This window comes from Tsuneonella sp. HG222 (genome assembly GCF_053819185.1).
Genome location: NZ_JBSOQZ010000001.1, coordinates 2144124 through 2168824, shown reverse-complemented (window position 1 = coordinate 2168824; position 24701 = coordinate 2144124). Strand labels below are relative to the sequence as shown.

Sequence of the window (24701 nt, the reverse complement as noted above, 5' to 3'; positions counted from 1 at the left end):
CGCTGATGAGTGACGAAAGTTCGCAATTTTGCACAAGCAGAGTCGTTGCAAGCGAGTGTCGTTGCACCGCAAGTGCGACAATCTGGCTGCTTCAAAGGACAGCTAGAATTTTTACAGCTCAATTTTAAGTAATTGATTTTGTTAGGGGCAGGTTGTGCCGATTTTACACCCAAAACGGCAGAATGCTGCGGAATCCAACAGCTTGGGTAGCTTCTGACCCCGTGGCCTCCAAACGGCCTTCCTCGCTTTCCATGTGGGGAAAAATGTGGGGAAGAGCGGCCAGTACACATAAGATTTAAATGTAGTTACAAGAGTCTATTGCACTACGCGTGGCGGACACCCTCTCCGCCATTGAGTCTTCAATGTCAGATGCTTAGATCGCGGACGTCGCCAGAATGGCGCGAAAGCGCGCCTTTCGTGGGACCTTTGGGTAGCGGAGAGAGCGTCTCCAGGCGAAGACAGAGCCCGTTTTCGGGCCGTTTCTCTGCAGCCCATTTCACAAGTACCCTTTGGGGATTCGGCCTTGGTCACAGGCAGGGGCCGACAACAAAGATGCGGCGCCAAAGCGCCGCAAGTCAATGATCGAGCTCCGGTCGGGCTAGTTGACGTTGAGGCTTTGCATCTGCGTCGCCCAATTCAGCGGGAGGGCATGCATCCCGAGCATCGCTCGCGCATCAAGACCGGCCGGATGGTCGCCGGCTAGAATCGACTCAACGATCTGCGGTGCGAGAAAGTTGATGCGGATGACCCGCGAGACGTAGGACTTGTTGACGCCGCGGCGATCGGCGAGTTCCGAAGCGGAAAGCCCGTCGTCACACATCTCCTGCCACCAGCTTCGTGCCTGGCGCAGCAGCTTGATCAGATGTTCCTGCGGCGCAGGTCCGCTCGCTGACCGGCCATTGCGCTGGACCAGTCGCACAACCTTGCCGGTGCGTTTGAGTTGGGCATCGATCCTGAGGTGAATGATATCGGGGGCGCCAGACTGAAGAGATACGCCAAGCCGTTTCGCCAAGCCAGTTGTGCTCACATCGACATTGATTGACTGGGGGGCGATCCGAATCTGCGTGATCAGTTCCCGCACAACTTGCGGTACCCGTTTGCGCAAGTTTTCGGCGGTTTCTACACTCGCTCCAACAAAGCGGACCATCTCGTTGGGTGCTGGCTGCAACCTGGCCCTTTCAATCAACGCCAGCGGTCTGTCGAAGAGCGTAGCCATTTCCGCGGTGACGGCCTTCTCCAGCTCTGGCGCAGACATGCGGATGCCGCTCTGATCGCCGTTGGGCTCGTGCTGTAAGTGGCGGCTGACGTAATAGCGATAGCGGACCTTACCTTTGCAGGCGTGGCTGGCGACCAGCGGTTTGCCCTGATCATCGACGATGAGTCCTGCCAGCATACTCGGTGACCTGATCGATGACGTGCGTTGCTCGCCTCGGGTATTCGCGCCGAGGCGCGCCTGCACGTTCTCCCAGGTCTCGCGTTCGATAATTGCCGGGTGCTTGCCCGGGTAGACCTGCCCTTTGTGATGAACCTCGCCGAGATATGTCGGGTTGGAAAGGATCTTGTAGATTTGCCCGCGGGCGAACTTGCCGCCGCCCATGGCCCTCCCGGTAGAGGTGGTGCGAGACGGTACTCGGTATATTTCGGAGTCCAGCGCTTCCGCCAGGAGCCGGACATTGCCGATCTGCAGGTAGCGGCGAAATAGCTCGCGGATAACTTCGGCGTGTTCGGGGACGATCGCCAGTGTCCGCCCGTCCGGCCGGTAGCCAAGCGGACAGACACCCCCCATCCACATGCCCTTGGCCTTGGACGCTGCGATCTTGTCGCGGATGCGCTCTGCAGTGACCTCCCGCTCGAACTGCGCAAAACTGAGCAGCATGTTGAGCGTCAGCCGGCCCATGCTGGTGGTGGTGTTGAACGACTGCGTCACCGAGACGAAGCTGGTCCCGGCCTTGTCGAACGCCTCGACCAGCTTGGAGAAGTCAAGCAGCGAGCGGGTGAGCCGATCGACCTTGTAGACGACGACGATGTCGATCTTGCCGGCATAAATGTCGGCGAGCAGCCGCCGGAGAGCAGGGCGCTCGAGTGTGCCGCCCGAGAGCCCGCCGTCATCGTAGTCCTCGGGCAGCAGCGACCAGCCTTCGCTGGCCTGGCTGAGGATATAGGCTGCGCAGGCTTCGCGCTGCGCATGGAGCGAGTTGAAGTCCTGCTCCAGCCCTTCTTCGCTCGATTTGCGAGTGTAGATCGCGCACCGGACCTTCGTCATGCCGCTTTCCTCTTTGCCTTGAGGCCGAAGAAGGCCGGGCCCGACCAGCGCGTGCCGGTGATTGCGCGGGCGACCTCGCTCAGCGAGCGCCACTCCCGCTCATTCCAGAACACTTCGTTCTGCTCGCCGATGGTGACGACGTGTACCGTGCCCCCGAACTCCCGCACGAGCCGCATGCCCGGCCGGATGTCCTTGGCAACTGTCGCGGCGCTCTGGTCGAGCCGCCGCCTGGCCATGCGCGAGATCCCGCCAAGCGCCTTGGCCTGCAACTCGTAGGCCAGCGCGAGCCGAAGCAGGGCAGTGCTGCCCTTCGGAACCGGGCGACCGGTGAGCTTTGCCCACCGGTCGGACAGTTCGACCTTTGTCATGTTTTCGAGTGCGTCGAGGTGATCGTCGAGGGCGGTCATGCTCAGGCCTTCGACACGATGCGGTAGCAAGTGACGTCAAGCCGCTTGGCCTTCTCGATCGTGTGGCCCTTCTTCTTTAGGCCGGTCAGCGAGGCGCGGATCGTGTGCTTCTGCCAGCCTGTTGCTGCTGCGATCTCCTCGAGCGTTGCGCCCTGCTCTCGTTGCAGCAATGCGATGACTGCCGAGATCTTGCTCTTCGCCGGCGCCTGCGCAGGCGAGGCCTCAGCAGCCGTTCCGGATTGCGTGGCTATGACATCGTTGCTGTCAGCGGGCTGCCGGGCCATTCGCCGGGTGGTCTTGGTCATGGGTGGTCTCCTGGTCCGGAGCAGCACCTTGCCGCTCCCACCACCCACAGCCCCGGCCGATCCAGTCGCCGGGGCGGCAGCCGCGTCGTCGGCTGCGATTCAATGTCACCACCAATGCTTCGTTCGTGAGGGAAGTCGAATGCTTTGTTCGCCAGGCATCAGGTAGAGCTGTCAGGCCGCTAGCGGCCCTTCCACCTGATGACTTTCTTGGTGCCGGAACAGAGCGAGCATTTGTCGAGCTGGCGTTCGAAACCGTCGGTGCCAGCAAGCTCACGCGTCTTGTGATTGGCGTGTTGCCGAACCGACAAACCCAGACGCTCCGTGATGCAGTCGTCACAGACAGGATCCGGCGTTAGCCGCTTGATGGGCGACTTCACCTTGTCCAGGACTGTGCCGTCCATCACTTTACCCCCACGTGTGTGCGTCTTGTACACCACGCGTAAGCGATCCTCGACCCGTTCAATCCGACCGCCAGCGGAATGCGTTGTTGGAAAATGGTGGCGCGGCTGATGGTCCGCGATCGGCCCCGTCTCGGATGCATTTGCTTGGATTACAGCGTGTGCTTCGCTTGCGGCGGCAAGCATCCAGACCCATATTGCTGCGATGCACAATGACATTTCAGATCGAGCCGAAGACGATCCCGATCTCTGCCGAATGAGGATTCTGGAGGCAATTGCTCGCCGGCTGTTGCTCACGGCCAACTACAATGGCCAGAGGCTCACGCTGGCGCCGCACGCGCTGTTTGCACGACACGGAGATCTGTTCGTGAGCGCAGTGAACCTCACGAAGAGCTGGCGAGCGGATGAAGAGAAGCGCCTCGGGTATTTCAACGTTGCGGGTTTGGCCTGCGTTGAGATCGCTCAGGACACCTTCGAATTGCTTCCGGACTCTGGACCTTTGCTCTTACAAGCGGGTGGCGAGCTAATCTTGGCCGCTGCCTGACAAGATAGCCGAATGACACAGAATGGCCGAAAGCTGATGGTCCGCTTTCGGCGCCCTCGAGCCTAAGTCGGACGGTAAACCTCGAAGCGCTTCCTGCTTTCCGCGGCGACTGCCCAAGGTGGCGAGCCGGCTGTCAAACAAGGCCTATGCAGCACATCAATTGTCTATCCCGGGGAGTACGTCAGGTGTTTCCTCAATCAGAAGCCGGAACTGCGGCTGCGCCCCCAGCTCGCGTATACGCGTTTCCAACTTGGACCGAACAACCCGAAGCAACTCCTTTGGCCGCTCTGCGGCCAAGTCGATCTTGAGGCTGTTGCCCGACAGCTTGTCCATTGCGAGGATCGTGAACCTGGCTTCGAGCGCATCTTCCACGGCCAGTCGCCAAAGCCATTTGTGAGGCACGGTCTCACGAGTCATTATCTCGCCCGGCCGCCGTTGCTCATCCCACTTGTTCCGCAGCGGATAGCCTTGCGAGATGTATCCCTGCGCCCAGTTTGTTTCCGAAGCGAATGACGCGATGGCATCATCTACGCGCTCAATCACACGGAACCGAGGCACACCGCCGCGCCGCATGATATCGTACATCAAACCCTCGACGTAGCTCGTTGGACGCCGTGTCGCCGTGCCTGCCTCGCGAAGCCTGCGATCCACGCGCGACGCAAAGACCTTAGACTGGCCAACATAAACGATGAGGGTGTTGAACTCGCCGACATCGTCGGGCGTCGTGGGATCGTGGATCGCATAAGTGATCCACCCCTTCTGTTCGCCCTCAAGCCTCGCTCGAGCCTTCTCGCGATCAATTGCTGCGCGAAACTGTGGATCCTGCCAGTAGCGAGTGAAGCGTCTCACCCGAACAAGATGCGCGCTTGAGCGAAGGTGCGCAATCATCGGCGGGGAATAGCGTGCGGCACGTTGGCATTTTGACCCCCGACGCGAGCAGTGGCGGAAGGTGGGCCGATTGCGGACAGTCGGCTTGCGAGAGTTCCGTGGCGGAAAGCTGCCTGTCCGCTAACGACCCCATTGCGGACATTGCTAATGAAGGGCACTCATCGGAAATGAGATGGGGTTTGCTCGCACTAAGCGCGTCGCTGATGGCTACTGCGATGCTGGCTTTCTCATCTGCCTCGTCACCAGCCGCTGTCGGCATCTTCAGCCTCGGCGTTTTGCTCTTGATGGATTGGTCATGGGAACAGGTGAGAGGCTATGCGGCATGGGGTATGGAAACTCGCACGGACGAAATTGTGGCGGATTTCTACGACTTCGAGAACGCTCGCTGGCGCTACGTTCTCGCAATTTTCATCTCAGTTGCATTGGCGCTCTCATTCAGCCTAAGCGGTTCTGAGCAGTTCCAAGTTACTCTCCTTGTTGGTGGCTATGCCCTCTTCGGAGTGGCAGAATTCGTCGACATTTTGAGGTCACGACGCCGCATTTTGCGGGGGCGCGATTAGCGTCCGCTTCCCACCCCATGTCAGCCGATCACGCCTCCTCTGGCGCTCGCCAAAAGCAGACCAGCAGCTGTCGCGCCACCCAGCCCGAAAATGGACGAGTGCTACCGACCCAATGCACGAATTAGCCCAGTCGATACGGACTGGGGTCTCCTCGTTCGGCAATCAGTTGCTTGCGTGCGTCGCTCAGACAGATGCCATAAAGCTTGGCAACGACTTCCTTAGGCTGGGAAGTTTCGGCCGCAATGGCGTCCAGGAGTCCATCTTCGCTTTTCAACGCTATATCGCGGACAAGCGCTTCCTCACTGAGGCCGAGCGAACGAGCAAGAAGTCGGGTGGCCCGAGCGCGCTGACGAAATTCGAAGTCCATCAGCCGCGCTGACTCGAACTCCTCCTTCTTCTGCATCGCTTCGCCGAGGTCCCAAACCATGGTTGAAATATGGGACAGACCGCCTTGGGCTCAAGGGTCAGCTTTCCACCCTAATCCCGGCCGATCAGATTAACATGGCGGATTCCCAAAAGCGGTCGACCAGCTTCGCTGGCCGACCGCAAGATGGGTCAGATTTCTGTTCGCTCCGCTAAGAGCAAAGCATCCTCGACATCGACACCGAGATACCGGACCGTGTTCTCGCTCTTGGTGTGGCCCAGCAAGATCTGAATTGCACGGATGTTACCCGTGGCCCGATAAATCATGGCGGCCTTCGTGCGACGGAGAGAGTGCGTGCCATATTCGGCCTTACGCAATCCGATGGCCGTTACCCTTTCGTCGACGAGGCGAGCATACTGGCGAGTGCTCATATGGCCATGTCGATCGACATGGCTGGGAAACAGATAATCATTGGTCGAGCCACGACGCCGCTCCAACCAGGCGACCAGGGTCGCGCGAACGTCAGCAGATAGCTCGAACTGAACTGGCCGATTGGTCTTCTGCTGGATGACGATCGCACGGTTGCGGACGTCCGCGCCGGCGACAACGTCACCGATCTTGATCTTGACCAGATCGCAGCCGCGCAGCTTGCTGTCGATGGCGAGGTCAAAAAGCGCTTTGTCCCTCAACCGGCCTTCGCGATCGAGATGGAAGCGGATCGCCCAGATCTGCTTCTGGGAAAGCGGGCGCTTCGTTCCCACGTTCTTGCCAGCATTCCACGCTGCGCGGGCCTGCATTTCGGGTTCAAATCGAGAGTATCCCATGGTTCTTCTCCACGGCCGAGATTGGCCGATCAAAGAACGCGAAGCGCGCCGCAGCTTTTGGGCCGAATGCGGACTGACGGCTTAATGCCGGAACTGGTCACAAGCTGACGCTGAAACTCAGCTCCTATCTTGGCCTGGCCGGGCTGATCCATCGGCCAGCATCGCCTCGATATGATAGAGTTTATCTGGGTTGCGCACGATGTAGAGCGCAGAAACCTTTCCGTCTCGGACCTCGATCGCGGTGGTCTGCAAAATCCCCCCGCGGTCGATGCTGACGAAGCCTGGAAGCCCGTCGATCATGACGATGCGCAGCAATCGTGGCCGATATGCCGCCTTGCGTGCCAGCCCCTGAAACAGGCGAAGGACCCGATCTACGCCGTGGACGACGTTGCGGAATGCAATAACCTTGCCTCCCCCATCGGAAAATACAGAGACCTCCTCTGCCAAGATGCCGCTCAAGGTTTTGATGTCGCCTTTCGTGCTAGCCTCGTGAAAAGCCCGCACGAGATCCGTCGCACTTTGCGGAGAAAGAGTATACCGCGGCCGCGCCTCCCGAACGTGACGCCGGGCGCGGGATGCCAACTGGCGAACTGCGGCAGGGTCGCGTTCGAGCACAGCAGCCACCTCGTTCAGCGGCGTCTCTAAGATGTCGTGCAAGAGAAAAGCGGCGCGCTCGAGTGGTGAAAGCCGCTCCATCGCCATCATCAGCGTAAGGGTGACGTCGTCGGCAAAATCCTCGTCGCTTGACTGCTGCAGTAGCGGCTCCGGCAACCACGCACCTACATATTGCTCGCGCCGTGCGCGTGCGGATTTCAGCCGATCGAGACAGAGACGAGTCACTATGCGTGTCAGGTAGGCCTCCGCTACGTATACTTCCCCCTCTACTGCCGCCCAACGCGGCCACGCATCCTGAACGACATCCTCGGCCTCGCTCAGCGAGCCCAGCATACGGTAAGCGAGGCGCAGCAGTCGGGGCCGCTGCGCCTCGAAATCGCTCAGGGACCTGTCAGGCTGCATCGGCGCGCATTGCCGCGCCACGCGGCGGGTGGGCGACCCGGAACCCAACCTGTAGGCGGTTCCAAACATTGATCGCGCCGATGGCGAAGGTCAGTTGCACTCGTTCCTCCTCGTCGAAATGTGCGGCGAGGACGTCGTAGGCCTCGTCGCTCGCCCCCTCGTCCGCCACGCGAGTAAGTGCCTCGGTCCAGCCCAGAGCCGCCCGCTCCCGATCGGAATAGAGATAGGAGTCGCGCCAAGCGTTGAGGAGGTAAAGCTTCATTTCGTCGACGCCGCGCTTCCGCAGGTCGGTCGTGTGCATGTAGATGCAAAAGGCACAGCCATTGATCTGCGATGCGCGCAGCTTGACGAGTTCCAACAGCTCCGCATCGATTGACTGGGCGAGCGCTTGTTCGAGCGCCACCATGGCCTTGAAGCCGGCGGGAAAGAGTGTGGATGGATTGTCGAGGCGGGGGCTCATGAATGGTCTCCTGGTGACGAGCATCGAAGCGCTCGACACTAAGACGACCCAGCCCTGCGCGGTGTGACATCTGCTCGAAATATATTGGAGCGGACGCTGCATGGACTTCGTCTCACAGAGATCCGCATTTGGGCCGATTGCGGACTGTCGGCTTCGCGCTCGAACAGCTGCTTAGCGGATGACGCGGCCTGCGGTACTGATAAAACCCGTCAGACCAACTCCTCCGGCACGATCGCCTCCACGTGCCGAAGTTTGTTTGATTTGGGTACGATGCAAACCCCGGTAATCATCCAGTTCCAGACCTCGATTACCGCCGTCTACTACAAAACAGTGTCGGCGATTTGCCTCAACTCCGAGACGGATGCGCAGAGGACGGTCAGATCCGCAGCGGATGTGCTCCAGTCGCGATCGAGTTTCTGCGCGGCTGTCGAAACCGATTCAAACCCCAGAGAACCGCTAATGCCGGCCAGCTTGTGCGCGATCCGCTGCAATTCCTGGAGCTCAGCTAGTGTTGGGCGGCCCCGGGCAATTGCCTCGAGTTCGGCCATCTCCCTGGCAAGCCGTTCGAGATAGCGTTGGCGGAGTCGTTCTAGACGAGGTTCGATTTCAGACATCCGCGAGGTAGGTCTTTACGCGGCGAGCGAGATCCATCGGATCGAACGGCTTCGCAATCACCCCTCTTGCTCCGAGCCGGCGCAAGTCCTGCTCATCCTTTTCACCGGCGCGCGCGGTAATGAATACCACCGCCAAGGCTTGGCCATGGTCCTCCTGCAGTCTCTTCAAAGTCTGCGGGCCGTCCATGGACGGCATCATGACATCAAGGAGTACGAGGTCCGGCCGGCGCTCAGCCGCCGCACGCAGGGCCTCTTCCCCGCTGGCACAGCAACGCACTTCGAGATGCGGGTCCAGTTCCAGACTCATCTGTGCAATCTCGCGTAGATCCGGCTCATCATCGACGTAAAGTATGTCGTAGCTCACTCGCTAGCATCCTTTCGGGCAATTTCGCGCTGCACGATTGAAACCAGCCGCTCGATGGGCGTGCGCGCCTTAGTGAGAAAGCCCTGCAGTCGGTCGAGATTGTGCTGATCGGAATCCTCGGCCGAGAAGACGATAATCGGTACCTCGCGCTCATGCTGGCGCAAGTCGGCCAGCAGTTCCGCGCCATTGCCGTCACGCAAGGTCAGGTCGAGGATGATCAGATCGAAGTCGTTTTCGGCCAGAACGGCGCGCGCGGCCGCAAGGCTCTGCGCCGGCGTCACGTCCGCCTTTTCGCCGATCGCGGCCCGCACGACCCGCAAGATGTCCGGGTCGTCGTCGACGTGAAGAATCCTCGGCCGCGGACCTTCCCAGTGGAGTATGCTGGCATCGAGCCGGGAGGAAAGTGAGCCGATCTCCGCCGGCTTGTGTAACCAGTCGACCAGGAACGTCGGGTCGGAGGCATACTGGCCTTCGTCATGGCCGCCGATGGCGATGATCGGGACGCGTTCGTTGAGGATCGAAAGGCGCGTGAAACGAACGATCTGAACGGGATCCTCGTTGGTCATGCTCATGTCGAGCAGCATCGCGTCGAACTGGCGCGTATCGAGCAGCCGGCGCACGTCGGCCGGGCTGTTGCCCACCACCAGGTCGTAACGCGTTCCCCGCAGCGCTTCACGCAAGCGACCTGCGAGGTTCTCGCCCGCGAGAAGGACCGTCCTGGCCTTTTCGGGCATGTCGAGCTCGGGATCGACTGCGGGCAGGTGGACATGGAACTGCGTGCCCTCGCCGGGGCGGCTGTCGAAGCTGATGCTCCCGCCCAGCCTGGTGACGATCTCGTGCACGATGCTGAGGCCGAGGCCGGTGCCGCCCTTGCTGCGGCTGTCGGACGAATCGGCTTGGGCAAACTTGCCGAAAATGCGGCTGCGGAACTCGTCGACAATGCCGGGGCCGTCGTCGCTTACCGAAACCAGATGACGCTTGCGGCCCGGAACCACGGTGAGCCTGACTTCGCCATGCTCCGGGGAGAACTTGATCGCGTTCGATAACAGGTTCGTCAGGACCTGGGTCAGGCGGTCGGGATCCGCGAAAACCCAGGCATCCTCTGCCGCGTTGAGCCGTATCCCGACCTTGTAGGTGTCAGCGAAGCCGCGCATCTGCTCTACTGCCTGTTCCGCCGCCGGCGCTAGCGACAGCAGGCGGTTGTCGAAGCGCATCTTGCCCGATTCGAGCTTTTCGATGTCGAGAATATCGTTGATCAGGCGCACCAGCCGGTCGGCGTTGGTATGGGCGATCGCGATGAGGCGCGCGGCGCGGTCGCTCAGTTCGCCTGCCGCGCCCCCGGCGAGCAGGCCGAGCGACCCGGCTATCGAGGTCAGGGGCGTGCGCAACTCGTGGCTGACCGTGGCGACGAACTCGGCCTTGACCTGCTCGGCCTTCTGCCGGTCGGTGATGTCACGGATCACTGCGACGTAGCGCAGGCCCTCTGCCAGCGGGGCCGCAGTCACCGCGACGTCGGCCGGAAAGGTCGAGCCGTCCTTGCGGCGCCCGACGATTTCTTGCAACGCGCCCGGATTGCCCGCTTCCAGTTGCATGTCCCGCAGGGATGCGGCGACCTGGCCAATCGGCGGCGGAGTGGCGAACAGCATTCCAACATCGCGGCTGATCAATTCTTCCTCGCCGAAACCGAACATGCGCACCGCGGCGGTATTGGCGCCTTCGATGCTGCCGCTTGGGTTCAGCGTGATGATGCCATCCATGGCGCTGTCGAGAATGGCCGCCCGCCGAACCGCGGTGTCCTCCAGCGCAATCATGGCTTCTCGGCGCTGGATCCACATCAGCCTGAGCGCGGCGGCGGCGCTGGCGAGAAGGATCAGCAACAGTGCCAAGAGACCGAAGGTGAGCCAGCGCAGCGTGGTGGTGGCCTGCTCGAAGCGCGCCGCAGTATCGCCAAGGACACGGACTTCGACGCCGATCATCTCGCCCGTGAGCGCTCGGAGACGGTCCATCAGCGCCTTTCCGTCGCCGCCCCGGACCATGGCCGTGGCGGCCTCGTCGTCGCCCGCCTTGCGCAGTTCGACGGTTCTTCGGCTGAATGCGCGCTTGGCCTCGGAAACGCGTTCTATCTCGTCGAGCCGAGCGGCCTGCGTAGGGTCCAGTGCATATTCCCGCTCGAGTTGAGGAAAGATCGCATCGAGGCGTCGCTCACCATTGCGCATGGGGGCAAGGAAGGCCTCGCTGCCGGTGATCAGGTACCCCCGCTGGCCTGTTTCGACGTCCTGGTGCGCTCCGAGCACGCTCAGCAGTTGGGCACGCCGTTCCTGCGAAGCGCGTTCGGCGTCCCGCAGCCTGTTGGCGGTTACGACCTGTTGCACGAGCAGCAGCGCGACAAGCGCAACGATCAGCGGGGCTAAAAAAGCCACCCCCCATGCTATGCGGCGCCAGCGCCGCTCTTTCGCCCTGTTGATGGCCACGGTCACCGCTGTCCCTCCAGCGGCTGCCACACCCTCACGTAGTCGACCTCCATCCGCGCCGGAAAGGCGGCCGCATCGATACCTCGTTCTCCTCCCCATGTGCCGCCGACCGCGACGTTGAGGATCAGCGACATGGGTCGCTCGAAGGACGCTGCGGGCGCGCTGAGCGAGGCCTCGCCGTCCACTCCGATCACAATCTGCTCATCGGTCCAGAGTAATTGGTAAGTGTGGAATGCGCCGCAGGCGTCGAGTTGGGTGCTGGTTTGCAGGTGATTGCCGCGGCGAAAGTTGCGTTCGCGCGTATGGACCGCGTGGTAGACCGTGTCCGGCCGGAAGCCCACATGTTCGGCGATGTCGATTTCCCCACCCTCCCAGTCGCCGCGGTGGCTGTCGGGCAGCAACCAGATCGCCGGCCAAGCGCCAAGCACGCAGGGCATCTTCGCACGAACCTCGAAAAAGCCTCCTCGCCATTTCGCCTTGCCGCGGGTCGTGAGACGAGCAGAGCTGAAGGCTTGGCCGCCCCAATCGCGAGGCCGGGCGTCCGCCAGGTCCTCGTGCCGCGCCGAGATGATCAGCCGGCCTTTCTCCACGCGGGCATTCTCGGCGCGGTCGCGCGCATAGTATTGCAGTTCCTCGTTATACCAGCCGGCGCGGTTGCGCGAAGTGTCGTGGGTCCAGCGGCGCGCATCGGGCAGACCCGGGTGGTCAAATTCGTCCGCCCAGGCGAGGACATAGCCCGGGGGACGCTGCAGGGCTTGCGCGGCGGATGTCGAGGAAGCGGTGCTCGCGGCTAGCATGGCCACCTTTGCCGCGAACCGGAGAGCCAACGCCGGGCGAATGTTAGAACGTGCGGCTGAGGCTGACAGCTGCATACCCTTTGGCATCGCGCCCGCGCTGCTCGCTCAGCCCGCCGGACACCCGCAGCTCCGTCTTGGCCGCCACCTGAGTCGAGGCGAACACGCCCAGGGTGCCCCGGGTATAGGTATCGTCTCCCGCAATCCCGGTCTCGACGCCGACCCGCGTCTGGCTGGCCTCGCTCACGAGCCGGCCGACCCGCAATTCCGCGTTGTAGGGCTTGTCGAGAACGCCGAGCGATCCGAACCAGCCCAGGCGCCACCGGTAGCCGACCGCGCCGTCGGTCTGGAGCGCGAGATCCCAGCGGGTTCCGGCCCGTTCGTTGGCGGGATCGAACGGCGACAAGCTGGTATCGGTGACGCGGGGACCCGCGCCGAAATTCGCCCAACCCCAATCGCCCGAGGTCTGATAGACTAGGGCCACTTCGCCCGAGACGTATTTGCCGTCGATCTGGGTGGCGCCGGTCTCGTACTCGTAACGGCCCGCGCTGCCGCCGGCCCTGATGGCCATGCCGTTGCCCAGCGTTGCTCCCGGCAAGGCGATGACCGCTCCGGCATAGGCGTTTCGCCCGTCGCCGACGCCGCCGCCAGCATAGGTCACGCCGATGTCCTGCGCGGCGGCCGGAACGCTCATGAAGGCAAGCATGGCACCCATCGCGCAGCCTGCGGATTGTATTTTTGGCAAGAAACAGGTTCCCATGATGAAAACTCTTCCGAACGCCGCTGTAGCGCCTAACGTCGCAGGCTCAATGACCGATCCCACCCATTGCCGCAAAAGCGCCCCCCCGGGCGCGCCCTTCGCCGCCCGGACGCGGGAGTAGCGAGCAATGGCCGACCGGACCGAGCACTTGACCGTCCTGGTGGTGGACGACGACGAGATGCTGGCGGAGTTCGTCGCCATCGAGCTCGAGGCGAGAAGGTGCAGCGTCCGCATCGCCGCGTCGGCTCCCGCTGCCCTGGCCATGCTCGACGAAGGAGTCGATGTGTTGCTGACGGACTGGCAGATGCCGGGGATGGACGGCATGGAACTGGTTCGCCGGGCGCGCGAGAACCGCAGTTCGGAAAGGCACCTGCACATCACGATGATGACCGCGCGCGAAGATCAGAGTGCCCGGATCGAGGCGTTGCGCGCGGGTGTCGACGATTTCCTGCTAAAGCCGGTCGATCCCTTTCAGCTAGACCTCGCGCTCTCGACCGCGCGGCGCAATCGCATGCTCCAGCGCAGGCTCTCGCGCCGCAACCAGCTCCTCGCCATGGCGCATGCCCGGACGCGCGAGGCACTGCGCGCCGTGCGCAGCGACATCGCCGCGGCCGCCGCGCTCCACCAGCGTTCGCTTCCCCGCGCCGAGCAGCTCCAGGCGGTGCGGGCCGCGCACCTTTATCACCCGGCCACCGGCCTTGGCGGCGATACCATGGGGACAAGTGCGGTCGGCGATGGGCTGACGCTGTTCTTCCTGATCGACGTCCGCGGCCACGGCGTGCCCGCCGCCCTTGAATCCTTTCACCTCCATCATCGCCTCAAGCAATACCGTCCCGACAGCGCTGAATCGCTCGCCGCCGCGGTCGCTCGGCTCAATCGCGAGATCGAACAGCGCGGAGACGAAAGTTACGCCACGATGGTCGCCGGCATTCTCGATGCGCCCGGGGGACGAGGCTGGCTGGTCCGGGCGGGCCACCCCCTGCCGTTGCTGGACGATGGATCGGGTCTTCGCGAACTCGGCGGCGGAGAGGGGATGCCGCTGGGCTGGTTCGCCGACGTATCGCACAGCGTCCAGGAGTTTCCGTTCCCGCCCGGCGCCCGGCTCATCCTCTACTCGGACGGCCTGACCGACTGCCACGGCGCGGCGGGTGGCGAATTGGGCGAAGCGGGCCTGAAGTCGGTCGTCGAGACATCGGCCGGGAGCCCGCTGGCCGATCTGGTCGCGACGTTGCAAAGCCGGCTGGACCTGCGCGAACCGGCCGACGATGTCTCGATGCTTGCGCTCGAGTCGACGGCGGCCGAAGAGACCAAGCCATGACCGATTCGCCCGCAATCGTCCGCATCGAGGTGCCGTTCGAGCGGCTCGATGCAGCAGCGTCACCCGACATGCGCCGCCTTTTAGCCAGCGCCCGCCACCACGGCCAGCAGCGCGTGCTGCTGGATCTATCGCGGGTCCAGTTCATCGATTCGACCGGGCTCGGCGTGCTCGTTTCTATGCTCAAGCAGATGGCGCCCGGCGGGCGCATCGCGGTCGTTGGCGCGGGCGGCGCCCCCACGCGGCTGTTCCAGATAACCGGGCTCGACAAGCTGTTCATCCTCTGCGCCGACAGTGTCGAGGCCGAGATGTCGCTTGCCGGCTGACCTGCCATTCACGGGGATCGCGGTCCCGGCGGATTTCCTACAGGTTCGCCGCCTGGCCGAATGGCTGCGCGACCGATGCCAAGCCGCGGGATTGGGAGACGGCGCGGCGCTCGACCTTGAACTGGCGCTGGTCGAGGCGGCCAACAACATCGTCGAGCATGGCGGCGATGGGACGGGGACCATCGCGCTCGACTTCTTCGTCGACCGCGGGACCGCGGTCGTGACCCTCAGCGACTCCGGCATCGCCGCGCCGCAACGGTTCTATTCTGAATGTCGTGAAGTGCCGCTCGATGCCGAAAGCGGGCGCGGCATGGGCATAGTCCGTTCCTGCGTTGATGCGATACAGTACGAAACCAAGGACGGGCACAACACCTTGACCTTGACCAAGCTTCTCTGAGCCGGAGCCGCTGGCGGCAGACTAGGGCTCACGCACGAAGCAGGCGTTGTCCAGCGCCTGAAATTCCTGGCACATCTGCGCTGCGGACATCTCGCCTCGTGGGCGTATCAACAGGCGATGGACGGTCCTTCCCGCCGCCCGCGCTTCCACGATTTCCGGTTCGATCCGATCGAGTTTCAGGCTGCCAAGTTCCTGCCGTGCGTCCACCAGCCGGGCCCAGCTTGCCAGGGCATCCTCGCGCGACAGGTAGGCACCCAATTGCACCATCGGCCCGACGGCCTCGCCCGCACCGGGCCTCGGTTCCGTGCGATCTGCAATGGCCGCTCCAGATCCCGGATTCGGCGTCGTTTGCAAATGACCGGGGTACCGACGATCAGGCGGGCTTTTACCGGTTTCCCGCGTCAGGTTCTCGTCTTCGATGCCCACCACGATCGCGGCGGTGACGATCATGACGACGACGACCAGCAGATGGCTGCGGCCGCGCCGCAGCTTTTCCCCGAACGTCATCGCTCGTCCTCCGGCTTCCAGAGCGCCGCTCGCACCATGATCGACATGGCCAGCACGTTGTTGAGTCCCCACAGGCCGTTCACGATCAGCCCGCCCACGCTGTAGCCGCCTTCGCCGAGAGCCGTTCGCGTGCCGGCGTAGGCGATGGCCGCCAGGGTCACGGCGATGATCCCGATCTGCGGCCAGACGATGTGCAGCTGATTGCCGGCCTGGCGCTGCTTGGGCGTGACCGGGAAAGATATCTTCTTCTTGCGCAGCACCGCCCACAAGGCCCGCAGCGAGAGCGGGAAGCTTGCGAGGTAGGTGACCTTTCCCTTGAATCCCGACAGCCCCCAGGTGCCGACCATGAACGCCAGTTCGTTCAACACCAGGAACGGCAGCGCGTAGGCGAAGAAGTCTCCGGTGTAGGCGGAAACGGGCGGGATCCCGCTGACGAAGTAGACCACTGGCGCCAGCAGGAAAACGAGGTTCCAGATGGCGGCGAAGTAGGACCAGAACGTGGCCAGGTACATGACCCGCTGCATGAGCGAGAGGCCGGGCTTGAGGATCGGGTTGTCGTTGAAGAAGATGTCGAGGCTGCCGCCCGCGTACTTGAAACGCTGGATGGTCCAGGACAGCAGATCCTGCGGCGAAAGCATCTTCGATTCGACCTGCGGGTGAAGCACGGTCTTCCATTCGCGCGAAGTGTCCTGGTGGAGGACGATCGTCGAATAGATATCCTCCGACACGTGGAACTTATAGGGCGTGAGCTCCTGTTCCTGAGCGGCTTGCCAGCGCGCGAGGGCATCCCGGGTCGCGTCGCGGCGGCGGAGCAGACGGTCGATCGGCGGCCGCGAGTCTTCGGCCGACGAGGCGACTGCTTGCGAAAACTCGCGCAGGGCGACGAACATCACGGCCTCGCGCCGGTGGATCGAGCCGGCCCCACAACAGAACGCGGCGTTCCAGGCGTTCCGCCGCCGCTGAATGATGTCGTAAAACATGGCCGGGTCGTTGGCGAAGGGGTCCTCGCCGACCCTGATCTCGCCGAACACCTTCTCGATCGCTCGCGCGGTGATCCGCCCCGGGGCGCCGGCGCGGCGGCCCCAGACGTCTTCCAGCCGCTCGCCCTCGGGAATGTCGTAGAACCACTGCGGCGTCTGCACGATCGCGACGTCGGGATCGCGGAAATAGCCCAGGGTCCGCTCGAGCATGGTCGGGAAGGGGCGCGTGTCGGCATCGCAAATGACGATGAAGTCGCCGCTGGTCAGCTCCATTGCATTGCGCAGGTTGCCTGCCTTGAACCCGACGTTGTTGTCGCGCGTGATGTAGCCCACGCCCTCCTCCCGGGCGACTTGCGCCATCGCCGGGCGGCGCCCGTCGTCGAGCACGTGGACCGCGAGTTCGAGCGGGTGGGGATAACGGATCGCCTTGGCGTCGCGGATCGACAGGCGGACCAGTTCCTCCTCCTCGCTGTAGGTCGCAATGAACACGTCGACCCGAATCGGCCGGTCCGATCCCGCCTCGTCGCGCACGCAGTCGGCCAGCAACGCCGGCGGGGGCTGCTGCGGGTAGTCGTGCGTCTTCCACAGGTTGGCGGTGAAAAGGACCAGCCCGACGTACGCGCAGGTTTCCGCGATCACGAGCGGGACGGCAAACCCCAGCGCGTCGAAGTTGAGCGACGCGGTCCACCGCCAGTGAAGATAGAGCGCCCCAGCAATAAGGGTGGCGATGGCTAGGACTTGCCAGAGCAGTTCGGTCCTGCGGGAGTATTCCAACGGCGCTGGAGGGGTTCGCGACTCGTAGCGGTCGAAATAGAACGAACCAGGATGTTTGTTCAACGGCACGTCTCCGAGGCTGCGCTCAGCGTCCTCCTACTTCGGGGAAAGCGGGTGGCAAGGCACAAGGCTCCGTAAGGCTACCGTGTCGGGAGGAAATGGAGTTAGCTCTACAACCGACATTAGGGCGAGAGCCGGCCTTCAACGCCTCGATGTACAGAACGGCGGCTTTTGGGAATTCGCCCGGAAAGCCGGGATGCCCGAAAATAGGGCGCAATTTGGACGCTCAGGATGATAACGGGGAGTATGTGAGGCTCGGGGTCCGATGCGGGCAGGGCCTCTTGCCGGAGCGACTTCGATTACGATCAGGCACTTGCCCCATAGCAAGGCACTTGCCTCATAGCCTGGTCATCGCCTGGCCGGCTCATTCTCCGGCAATCGGATAGGGGACGCCGGCCTCCCGGTAGCGATCGGAGCGGATTTCCCGGCCGATCGGCGGCGCCGAGCGGGCTTGGCAATTGGGTCGATGGCACAAGTGACAGCCAACGCCGATCAAGGCCGGGGGAACCGCTGCCAAGCCGTCGCTGCGCGGCGCGGGCGAAAGGGCGATAGGGCATCACTAGTGCGGCCGCCCAGTAGGTTGTCAGTGCACGGCGCGCGAAACTGAGCGCGTTCTCGCTTTCGAGATGTGCCGCGCAGAGAACCGAGCCGATGGCTTCGTTCGCCTCGAGATGGGCGTGCAAAAATTGAACGCCCGTTGCGTGCGCCGCATTGCACGCGCTTCAGCGGCCGCGGTCGGTCGATTCGGGACATGATCGGGATGGACGCGACCCATCGAGGGTCGCTTGGGGCTCCGGCGGGCTACGGCGCTAAAGGCCCGGATGGGCGACTGTCTCTCAGGCCGGCACGGGACTCGACGGCCGGGCGCCACTCAATATGGCGACCATGGCTGCGACGATCTCGGCAGCGCCCGTTTCCCAGTCCTCGGCCTGTTCGGCGTATTCCGTCGCGTAGGCGGCACGATGTCCGAACGACTGCGCGTAAACGAAAGCGCCGACCGCACAGGTCATCCGCCAGTAGAATTCCTGGTCGCTCAGGTCCGGCAGGCACTCGCGCATCTTCTTCCACAGCAAGGTGGTCGTTTCCCCGAACAGGTCGACCGTGACTTTGAGCACCACCGGGGCTGGATCGGTCAGCACACGGCCATAGAGCGAGCGGAGCAGCGGCCCCGACGCGGGATCTGCCTCGGCCTGGACAGGCGGTTCGACAAGCGCGCGCACTATCGGGGTTATGGCCTCGGCGGTCGATCCGCCAGCGGTGCTCTCGAGTTCGGCCAGGCGCCGATTCTGTTCTTCGAGCGGAGCGGAAAACCGGCGGAGGCACACCGCGCGGAACAGCGCCTCCTTTGTATTCCAGTGATAGACAATGGTGCCCAGGCTGACCCGCGCGCGCGTCGCGATCGCGCGCATCGAGGTTCCCTCGTAACCCAATCGCAGAAACAGGGCCTCAGCCGCGTCGAGATACTTGCCGGTACCTTCGTTCAGCCGCACCGGACGTCGTTGGGCCTCGCCCGCCTGAGAACTCATTCATGCACCTTTCAAGCGCCATCTGACGTCTCGACGACACGCCGCCCTCGGTTCCCTAAAGAGGGGGCATTCTCGGTCAAGGTTCACCGGCGGCCTATCGAAGGGAACGGGCACTACCCGAACTCTTGGCCTTGTACGCTTCGGCAGCATTGCACCGAAGCGGGCGAGTCATGAACCACTGGTTCGACGCATTGACAACCATTCGTACGAACGTACAAGAGAAATGGTGGCAGGAAGCCGCAAAGCGCGATCCGGAGGAATTTGGGCCTCGCGGATCCGGGTCGACGGTCAGGACCGCGATCGATCTCGGGAGGGCGGCGGAACGTGCGACTTTCATGCGGCGACAGGGCTCGCGGTCGCTTGTTCGAAGCAAGGCGCCTGGGCGCGCCATTCCGATGACGCAGGCCAATCCAGCCGGGCATCCATCGCCGTTCGACCTCGAGGCGTTCATCGACCGGCAGTCGATGGGACCGCTACAGATTCGCGTCGTCGCTCTGTGCCTGCTGACCATGATCATCGACGGCTACGACCTGTTCATGATCGGTCTCGCCGTCCCGTTGATCGCCCGGGATTTCGGCGTTGCCCCCGAGGACCTCACCCCCGTGCTCGTGGCGCAGAGTCTCGGACTGGCGCTCGGCACTTATATTGCGGGCCCGTTCTCAGACCGGTTCGGCCGCAAGCCCATGCTCATCGTCAACGTGGCGGCGTTCGCCGTGCTGACGGCCGCGACCACGCAGGTCGGGACGCTGGGCGCCTTCGCCGCGTTACGATTCATCTCAGGGGTGTTCTTCGGCGGGGTCATCCCCAACGCGGTGGCCCTCAGCAACGAAATGACTCCGCGGCGGTATCGCTCGGGCGTCGTCGCCTTGGTGTTCTGCGGCTTTGCGGCGGGAACAACGATCGGCAGTCTCGTGAACGGGCAGCTGCTCGCGGGCTATGGATGGCAAACCATCTTCTGGATCGGCGGAGGGCTCGGTTTCCTGCTGGTCCCCCTGCTGCTGATCGCCTTGCCGGAATCCGCCCGGTTTCTCGCTCGCCGGGATCCGGGTGATCCGCGGCTCATGCGCATGCTGCGCACGATGGACCCGGGCCTGGACTTGGGCACAGCGATGGCCCTCCCTGGCAAGCGTGAGGGATCGTCCGGAGGTCTCGCCAGCGTGCGCGACATCCTGTCGGGCGGCAGGCTCTCGCTGACCCTCCTGCTGTGGGCCACCTTCAGCTTCAGTTTCGTTGTGCCAACGACGCTCGCCGCATGGTCGGGAACGCTGTTCAACCAGGGCTTCGGCCTGGCCATCGAGGAAGCCGGGCTGCTCATTGCCGTGTTTTCGTTCGGGGGCCTGCTGGGCTCGGGCACGAGCGGCTTCGTGATGGACCGGTGGGGGCCAGGGATTACGCTTCCCGCATACTACCTGGCCGGAGCCGTTGCCATTTTCAGCATGGGCTTCGTCGATTACGCCACGGCCTTGGCCTGGGTGGTCGTGGCCATCGCCGGCTATTGCGCGACAGGCGCGCAGGGTGCGCTGAACGCCTTCGCCTCGAGCGCCTACCCGACCTCGATGCGTGCCACTGGGGTCGGCTGGGCGTTCGGAAGCGGTCGCCTCGCCTCGATCGTCGGACCCGCCATCGGTGGCCAGCTGCTCGCCATGCATCTGCCGCCATCAAACTTCTTCATCGCACTGGCGGTGCCGCTCGCGATCATTGCGGCGCTCTCACCCGTTCTCGTTCGAACCTGGCGCCGTGCGCCAATGACGTGACCTTTGTCTGAGCCTGGGCCTGGGCCTGGGCCTTCGCTGCCCGCAAACACTGGAGTTTGAGATGAGCTATTTTTCGGATGTCGCCGGCGGGATGGACCAGATTCCCGGCCAGGTCCCCTCGGCCCTTCTGCTGCCGAGCCGGCCGATTGACCGGAGCGCGCCGTACAAGCGGATCGCGACCGAGGAGGCCTGGAGCATTCCAGAGATCATTGAGGCCCAGCTGGATCTGGTCCGCAGTGCCTGCCCGCCCGACGACAGCTCGTTGCACATCGCGGCCATGTTCGCCGGCGCAACCCAGCTCCAGGAGGAGCTGTGCGAGGTCGGGCCCGAACGGATCCGCCGCATGGACGAGCTCGGTATCGATCACCAGCTGCTGCTGCTAACCTCTCCCGGGGTGCAAGTGCTCGAGCGGGAGGTTGGCGCCGAGCTTGCGGCGCTCTCGAACGACCGGCTCGCTGAGGCATGCAGCCGGTATCCGGACCGGTTCTCCGGCCTGCTGGCGATTGCGCCGCAAGACGTCGCGAGCTCGGTGCGGGAAATCAATCGCGGCATGCAGACCCTGAACATGAAGGGCGTGGTCGTGAACTCGCACATCCAGGGCCACTATCTCGACGAGCCGCGGTTCGAGCCGATCCTCGCGGCCCTCGAGGAAAACGATGCCGCGCTATACATCCACCCGACGGTGCCACCAAAGCCGATGTACGAATACTATTCGCGCCGCGCCGGCGCGGGGATGGTCAATGCCAGCTTCACCCACGAGGTCTGGCTACATACGATGGCGCTGATCCTGTCGGGCGTCTTCGACCGGTTCCCGAAGCTGCGCCTGGTGATCGGGCACATGGGCGAGGCGATGCCGATGCACCTCTATCGGATGGATTGGTGGCAAGGTGGGTCCGACGGCAAGACCGGGCTGCGCGGCGGGGCCGACGCGGCCGTGCTCAAACACAAGGTGTCGTACTACTTCCGCAACAACGTCTGGATCACCACCAGCGGCGTGCCGTGGGAGCCCGCGATCAAGTTCTGCATGGAGGTGCTCGGGCCCGATCGCGTCCTCTACGCGATGGACTACCCCTATCAGGCGAACGCCGACGAGGTTGCCGCATTCGATGCCATGGACATCCCGCTCAAGCATAAGACGATGCTGATGCAGACCAACGCCGAACGAGTCTTCCGGCTGTAGCGCGCAGGCGCGACGCGGACCACTAAGCGCTTCGGCTGAGGGTTTGTGCGGGTAAAGGCGCCTCGCTTGAGGTCGGCGACGGCCCTTTGGCGGCAGTGATCACTCGCTGACGGTGGAGACCGCGGTCACCTCGATAATGTACATCGAGAGCCTGGGCCGGCGGCGCGGGGGGCGACACGCCGATCCCAGTCGCCGCGAACAGGCGACGCCTGCATCAGCGTTTCCGCCGGTTGCGATCAGCCCATTCGCGGCGGGCGCCGTGCGCTTCCCCATCGCCTTGACGTTGATCTCGTACGAGCGTACAAGCGCAGCGAGCGACGAGATCGTAATTGGGAGGGTTTTTCTGATGACAATGCGCCTAAGTGCCGCGTGGCGGTCGCACTCCAGCCGGGTGGCTCTATCCGCGCCCATGCTCGCGTGGGCCATGCTCGCCCCGGGCTCGGCACTCGCGCAGGCTTCCGATTCCCAAGGAGCGGCCAGTGCCGAGGCGCCCGCGGCCGCTGATCAAGCAGACGGGACGGACGAGATCCTGGTCACGGCGCAGTTCCGCGAGCAGAACCTTCAGGAAACTCCGCTGGCGATCACCGCGGTCTCGGGCGCAATGCTTGAAGCACGCAGCCAGACCAATATTGCCGATGTCGCGAACCAGGCACCGTCGGTCACCCTCAAGCCCCAAGGCGCGGCGTTCGGGCCGGCTCTCGGCGCGAACATTCGCGGCGTCGGCCAGTTCGACTTCAATCCGGCGCTCGAGCCCGGCGTCGGCATGTACGTCGACGATGTCTACTACGCGACCCTGTCCGGCTCGATCCTTGACCTGCTCGATCTCGACCGGGTGGAAATCCTGCGCGGTCCGCAAGGAACGCTCGCCGGCAAGAACTCGATCGGCGGCGCGATCAAGCTCTATTCGCAGAAGCCCATCGGAAGCAACACGGGCTACGTCCAGGCCGCCTACGGCAGCCGCGACAGGCTCGACCTGCGCGCGTCCGCGGACATCGGCCTGACCGACATCGCCTCGCTGCGCATCGCGGGGGTGTCCAAACGGCAGGACGGCTATATCGATCGCCTCGATTTCGGGTGCGTCAATCCCCCGGGGAGCGCGCTCAACCCGGCGGTGGGTGGCGTGGCTCCGCGCGTCTCGTCCAACAACGACTGTGTCATGGCTAGGGAAAGCGCCGTGAACTATAGCGCTGCGCGGGCGCAGCTGCGCTTCCAGCCCAGCGATGCCATCGATATCAATCTCATTGCCGACTACACCCATGACGACCGCGTCGTCGCGGGGTCGGTCCTCGTGGAAGGGACCAACGCCCCCGGCGCTGCTGCCACTCCGAACAACACCTCGGTGTTCAATCCGACGCCCTGGATCCGAGGCAGCGCGACCGCGGTGCCGCTCGACAATCGCTTCCTGTGCGGCAAGTACTGCAACTATGCGTCTTTCTACTCGCCCGCGGGCGCCTGGCTGGGTCCTGTGGCGACCGGGTTTCCGCTGGTAGAGACCATTAACGACGGCCGCGTCGACTTCGAGGGTTGGGGCATCTCGGGGCAGGTAGACTGGGACGTGCTCGACGAGCTCCAGCTGCAGTCGATTACCGCGTACCGCGAATACACCAACCGATTCTCGAACGACGACGATCTCTCGCCGCTTGCGGCTAGCAATGGTCGCGGCGACCTCACCTTTTGGTCGTTCAGCCAGGAGCTCCGGCTCAACGGCTCCGCGTTTGACAACGCGATCGAGTACACCCTCGGCGGGTTCTACCAGGACCAGCGGTCGGTCTACGCGACGTTCCAGGACTTGCGCTACCCGGTCATCCCCTTGCAGTTCCAGGGCGACGACCCCGTCAACGCCGACACCATTGCCGCGTTCGCCCACCTGACATGGCACCTGACCGACAAGCTCAGTTTCAACGGCGGCCTGCGCTACACCGACGAGCACAAGGATTATACGTTCTCGCGCACGAACCGGGACGGCACGCCGAACGCGTTCCTTGGTGCGCTCAACGGTGTCACCGGTGACTTCGACGGCGACCGCTGGGACTATCGCGCCAACGTCCAGTACGCTTGGACCGACGACCTGATGACCTATGCGCAGGTCTCGACCGGCTTCAAGGGCGGTGGCATCAGTCCGCGGCCGTTCAACGTTGCGCAGGTCGTGCCGTTCGGCCCCGAGACGCTGACCGCCTACGAAATCGGGCTCAAGAGCGACCTGTTCGATCGGCTCGCGCGCTTCAACGTCGCCGCCTTCCTGAGCAAGTACAAGGGCATCCAGCTCACCCTCCTGTCCTGTCCGCAATTCGGGGGTCCTGGCCCTTGCGCGGTGCCGCAGAACGCCGGTGACGCGGATATCAAGGGATTCGAGGCGGAACTGTCCTTGCGTCCGGTGGACGGCCTTTCGATCGACGGCGCGCTGAGCTACCTCGATTTCGACTACACGAGCATCAACGCGCAGGCAGGCGGCACCACGAACCCGACCGGTCCCCAGCTCGATGACGTCCCGCCCTATACCCCCGAATGGAAGTGGAGCGTCGGCGCGCAGTACGAGTTCTATCTGGGCGATAGCGGATCGATCACTCCGCGGATCGACGCGTCGTATCAGAGCACGGTGTTCTCGGGATCGTCGAATACGAACCTCGAACGCATTCCCTCCTATACGCTCGCCAATGCGCGCCTGACCTGGAGGAATGCTGGCGAGGATCTCGAGGTCTCGGCAGAGCTCACGAACATCTTCGATGAATACTACTTCCTGACGGCCTTCGACCTTACCGGCGCCGGTGCGGGTTATGCCAACGCACAACCTGGACGGCCGCGGGAGTGGGCGCTGAGCATCAAGAAGAAGTTCTGACCCTTCCTTCCCT

The 24701-nt window shown here is 63.4% G+C and carries 26 protein-coding genes; 8 read left to right on the top strand and 18 right to left on the bottom strand.

Annotated features, from left to right (window positions below):
• Nucleotides 1-598 precede the first annotated feature (598 nt).
• The 4 genes from ACWPMZ_RS10940 to ACWPMZ_RS10925 all read right to left on the bottom strand — a co-directional run bounded on the left by ACWPMZ_RS10940 (nucleotide 599) and on the right by ACWPMZ_RS10925 (nucleotide 3376).
• Nucleotides 599-2263, bottom strand: a complete 1665-nt coding sequence (locus ACWPMZ_RS10940; protein WP_455704038.1) for a recombinase family protein — start codon at nucleotides 2261-2263, stop codon at nucleotides 599-601.
• The gene (locus tag ACWPMZ_RS10935) at nucleotides 2260-2670 is read right to left on the bottom strand and encodes a DUF2924 domain-containing protein (protein WP_455704037.1); all 411 of its coding nucleotides are present in this window, start codon (nucleotides 2668-2670) and stop codon (nucleotides 2260-2262) included. The genes ACWPMZ_RS10940 and ACWPMZ_RS10935 overlap by 4 nt, the downstream gene beginning before the upstream one ends.
• A 2-nt stretch (nucleotides 2671-2672) precedes the next feature.
• Nucleotides 2673-2975: a DUF3489 domain-containing protein gene (locus tag ACWPMZ_RS10930; RefSeq protein ID WP_455704036.1), complete on the bottom strand. Its 303-nt coding sequence runs from the start codon at nucleotides 2973-2975 to the stop codon at nucleotides 2673-2675.
• A gap of 179 nt (nucleotides 2976-3154) precedes the next feature.
• A complete protein-coding gene (locus tag ACWPMZ_RS10925; protein ID WP_455704035.1) occupies nucleotides 3155-3376 on the bottom strand; it encodes a hypothetical protein in 222 nt (73 codons plus the stop codon).
• 202 nt (nucleotides 3377-3578) lie between these two features.
• On the opposite strand from ACWPMZ_RS10925, the gene ACWPMZ_RS10920 reads away from it, so the two are divergent.
• Nucleotides 3579-3917, top strand: a complete 339-nt coding sequence (locus ACWPMZ_RS10920) for a hypothetical protein (protein ID WP_455704034.1) — start codon at nucleotides 3579-3581, stop codon at nucleotides 3915-3917.
• A 156-nt stretch (nucleotides 3918-4073) separates the two neighbouring features.
• Here the strand turns inward: ACWPMZ_RS10920 and ACWPMZ_RS10915 are convergent, their stop codons facing one another.
• Entirely contained in the window at nucleotides 4074-4766 is a 693-nt protein-coding gene (locus ACWPMZ_RS10915) for a hypothetical protein (RefSeq protein WP_455704033.1), read from the bottom strand.
• A 242-nt stretch (nucleotides 4767-5008) separates the two neighbouring features.
• On the opposite strand from ACWPMZ_RS10915, the gene ACWPMZ_RS10910 reads away from it, so the two are divergent.
• Entirely contained in the window at nucleotides 5009-5365 is a 357-nt protein-coding gene (locus ACWPMZ_RS10910; RefSeq protein ID WP_455704032.1) for a hypothetical protein, read from the top strand.
• Nucleotides 5366-5486: 121 nt separating this feature from the next.
• On the opposite strand, the gene ACWPMZ_RS10905 is transcribed toward ACWPMZ_RS10910, so the two are convergent.
• The 9 genes from ACWPMZ_RS10905 to bcsS all read right to left on the bottom strand — a co-directional run bounded on the left by ACWPMZ_RS10905 (nucleotide 5487) and on the right by bcsS (nucleotide 12988).
• Nucleotides 5487-5768, bottom strand: a complete 282-nt coding sequence (locus tag ACWPMZ_RS10905) for a hypothetical protein (RefSeq protein ID WP_455704031.1) — start codon at nucleotides 5766-5768, stop codon at nucleotides 5487-5489.
• A gap of 152 nt (nucleotides 5769-5920) precedes the next feature.
• Nucleotides 5921-6553, bottom strand: a complete 633-nt coding sequence (locus tag ACWPMZ_RS10900; RefSeq protein WP_455704030.1) for a tyrosine-type recombinase/integrase — start codon at nucleotides 6551-6553, stop codon at nucleotides 5921-5923.
• Nucleotides 6554-6670: 117 nt separating this feature from the next.
• Nucleotides 6671-7570 (bottom strand): sigma-70 family RNA polymerase sigma factor, encoded by a 900-nt coding sequence (locus ACWPMZ_RS10895; RefSeq protein ID WP_455704029.1) that lies wholly within the window; start codon nucleotides 7568-7570, stop codon nucleotides 6671-6673.
• On the bottom strand, nucleotides 7560-8030 hold the full coding sequence (locus ACWPMZ_RS10890) for a carboxymuconolactone decarboxylase family protein (protein WP_455704028.1): 471 nt from the start codon (nucleotides 8028-8030) through the stop codon (nucleotides 7560-7562). The genes ACWPMZ_RS10895 and ACWPMZ_RS10890 overlap by 11 nt, the downstream gene beginning before the upstream one ends.
• Before the next feature lie 320 nt (nucleotides 8031-8350).
• The gene (locus ACWPMZ_RS10885) at nucleotides 8351-8644 is read right to left on the bottom strand and encodes an Hpt domain-containing protein (protein WP_455704027.1); all 294 of its coding nucleotides are present in this window, start codon (nucleotides 8642-8644) and stop codon (nucleotides 8351-8353) included.
• Complete coding sequence (locus tag ACWPMZ_RS10880; RefSeq protein WP_455704026.1) at nucleotides 8637-9008, bottom strand: response regulator; 372 nt, start codon at nucleotides 9006-9008, stop codon at nucleotides 8637-8639. Before ACWPMZ_RS10880 ends, ACWPMZ_RS10885 begins: the two co-directional genes overlap by 8 nt.
• Nucleotides 9005-11428: a CHASE3 domain-containing protein gene (locus ACWPMZ_RS10875; RefSeq protein ID WP_455704025.1), complete on the bottom strand. Its 2424-nt coding sequence runs from the start codon at nucleotides 11426-11428 to the stop codon at nucleotides 9005-9007. Before ACWPMZ_RS10875 ends, ACWPMZ_RS10880 begins: the two co-directional genes overlap by 4 nt.
• 53 nt (nucleotides 11429-11481) lie before the next feature.
• Nucleotides 11482-12276 (bottom strand): glycoside hydrolase family 16 protein, encoded by a 795-nt coding sequence (locus tag ACWPMZ_RS10870; RefSeq protein ID WP_455704024.1) that lies wholly within the window; start codon nucleotides 12274-12276, stop codon nucleotides 11482-11484.
• 43 nt (nucleotides 12277-12319) lie between these two features.
• Nucleotides 12320-12988, bottom strand: coding sequence for a cellulose biosynthesis protein BcsS (bcsS, locus tag ACWPMZ_RS10865; RefSeq protein ID WP_455704023.1), 669 nt, complete (start codon nucleotides 12986-12988; stop codon nucleotides 12320-12322).
• Nucleotides 12989-13160: 172 nt separating this feature from the next.
• On the opposite strand from bcsS, the gene ACWPMZ_RS10860 reads away from it, so the two are divergent.
• From ACWPMZ_RS10860 to ACWPMZ_RS10850, 3 genes are read left to right on the top strand one after another with little or no spacing between them, the layout of a single operon-like run.
• Entirely contained in the window at nucleotides 13161-14351 is a 1191-nt protein-coding gene (locus tag ACWPMZ_RS10860; protein ID WP_455704022.1) for a PP2C family protein-serine/threonine phosphatase, read from the top strand.
• On the top strand, nucleotides 14348-14674 hold the full coding sequence (locus ACWPMZ_RS10855; RefSeq protein WP_455704021.1) for an STAS domain-containing protein: 327 nt from the start codon (nucleotides 14348-14350) through the stop codon (nucleotides 14672-14674). The genes ACWPMZ_RS10860 and ACWPMZ_RS10855 overlap by 4 nt, the downstream gene beginning before the upstream one ends.
• Entirely contained in the window at nucleotides 14664-15071 is a 408-nt protein-coding gene (locus tag ACWPMZ_RS10850; RefSeq protein ID WP_455704020.1) for an ATP-binding protein, read from the top strand. The genes ACWPMZ_RS10855 and ACWPMZ_RS10850 overlap by 11 nt, the downstream gene beginning before the upstream one ends.
• Before the next feature lie 21 nt (nucleotides 15072-15092).
• On the opposite strand, the gene ACWPMZ_RS10845 is transcribed toward ACWPMZ_RS10850, so the two are convergent.
• The 4 genes from ACWPMZ_RS10845 to ACWPMZ_RS10830 form a co-directional block, all read right to left on the bottom strand.
• Entirely contained in the window at nucleotides 15093-15578 is a 486-nt protein-coding gene (locus ACWPMZ_RS10845) for a hypothetical protein (RefSeq protein WP_455704019.1), read from the bottom strand.
• Complete coding sequence (locus tag ACWPMZ_RS10840; protein ID WP_455704018.1) at nucleotides 15575-17395, bottom strand: glycosyltransferase family 2 protein; 1821 nt, start codon at nucleotides 17393-17395, stop codon at nucleotides 15575-15577. The genes ACWPMZ_RS10845 and ACWPMZ_RS10840 overlap by 4 nt, the downstream gene beginning before the upstream one ends.
• Before the next feature lie 361 nt (nucleotides 17396-17756).
• Complete coding sequence (locus tag ACWPMZ_RS10835) at nucleotides 17757-17888, bottom strand: short-chain fatty acyl-CoA regulator family protein (protein WP_455704195.1); 132 nt, start codon at nucleotides 17886-17888, stop codon at nucleotides 17757-17759.
• Nucleotides 17889-18228: 340 nt separating this feature from the next.
• On the bottom strand, nucleotides 18229-18918 hold the full coding sequence (locus ACWPMZ_RS10830; RefSeq protein ID WP_455704017.1) for a TetR/AcrR family transcriptional regulator: 690 nt from the start codon (nucleotides 18916-18918) through the stop codon (nucleotides 18229-18231).
• Nucleotides 18919-19088: 170 nt separating this feature from the next.
• Between ACWPMZ_RS10830 and ACWPMZ_RS10825 the strand changes: the two genes are divergently transcribed.
• The 3 genes from ACWPMZ_RS10825 (at nucleotide 19089) to ACWPMZ_RS10815 (ending at nucleotide 24688) form a co-directional block, all read left to right on the top strand.
• Nucleotides 19089-20672, top strand: a complete 1584-nt coding sequence (locus ACWPMZ_RS10825; RefSeq protein ID WP_455704016.1) for an MFS transporter — start codon at nucleotides 19089-19091, stop codon at nucleotides 20670-20672.
• Between the two features lie 61 nt (nucleotides 20673-20733).
• Nucleotides 20734-21852 (top strand): amidohydrolase family protein, encoded by a 1119-nt coding sequence (locus tag ACWPMZ_RS10820; protein WP_455704015.1) that lies wholly within the window; start codon nucleotides 20734-20736, stop codon nucleotides 21850-21852.
• Between the two features lie 346 nt (nucleotides 21853-22198).
• Entirely contained in the window at nucleotides 22199-24688 is a 2490-nt protein-coding gene (locus ACWPMZ_RS10815) for a TonB-dependent receptor (RefSeq protein ID WP_455704014.1), read from the top strand.
• The last annotated feature ends 13 nt before the right edge of the window (nucleotides 24689-24701 follow it).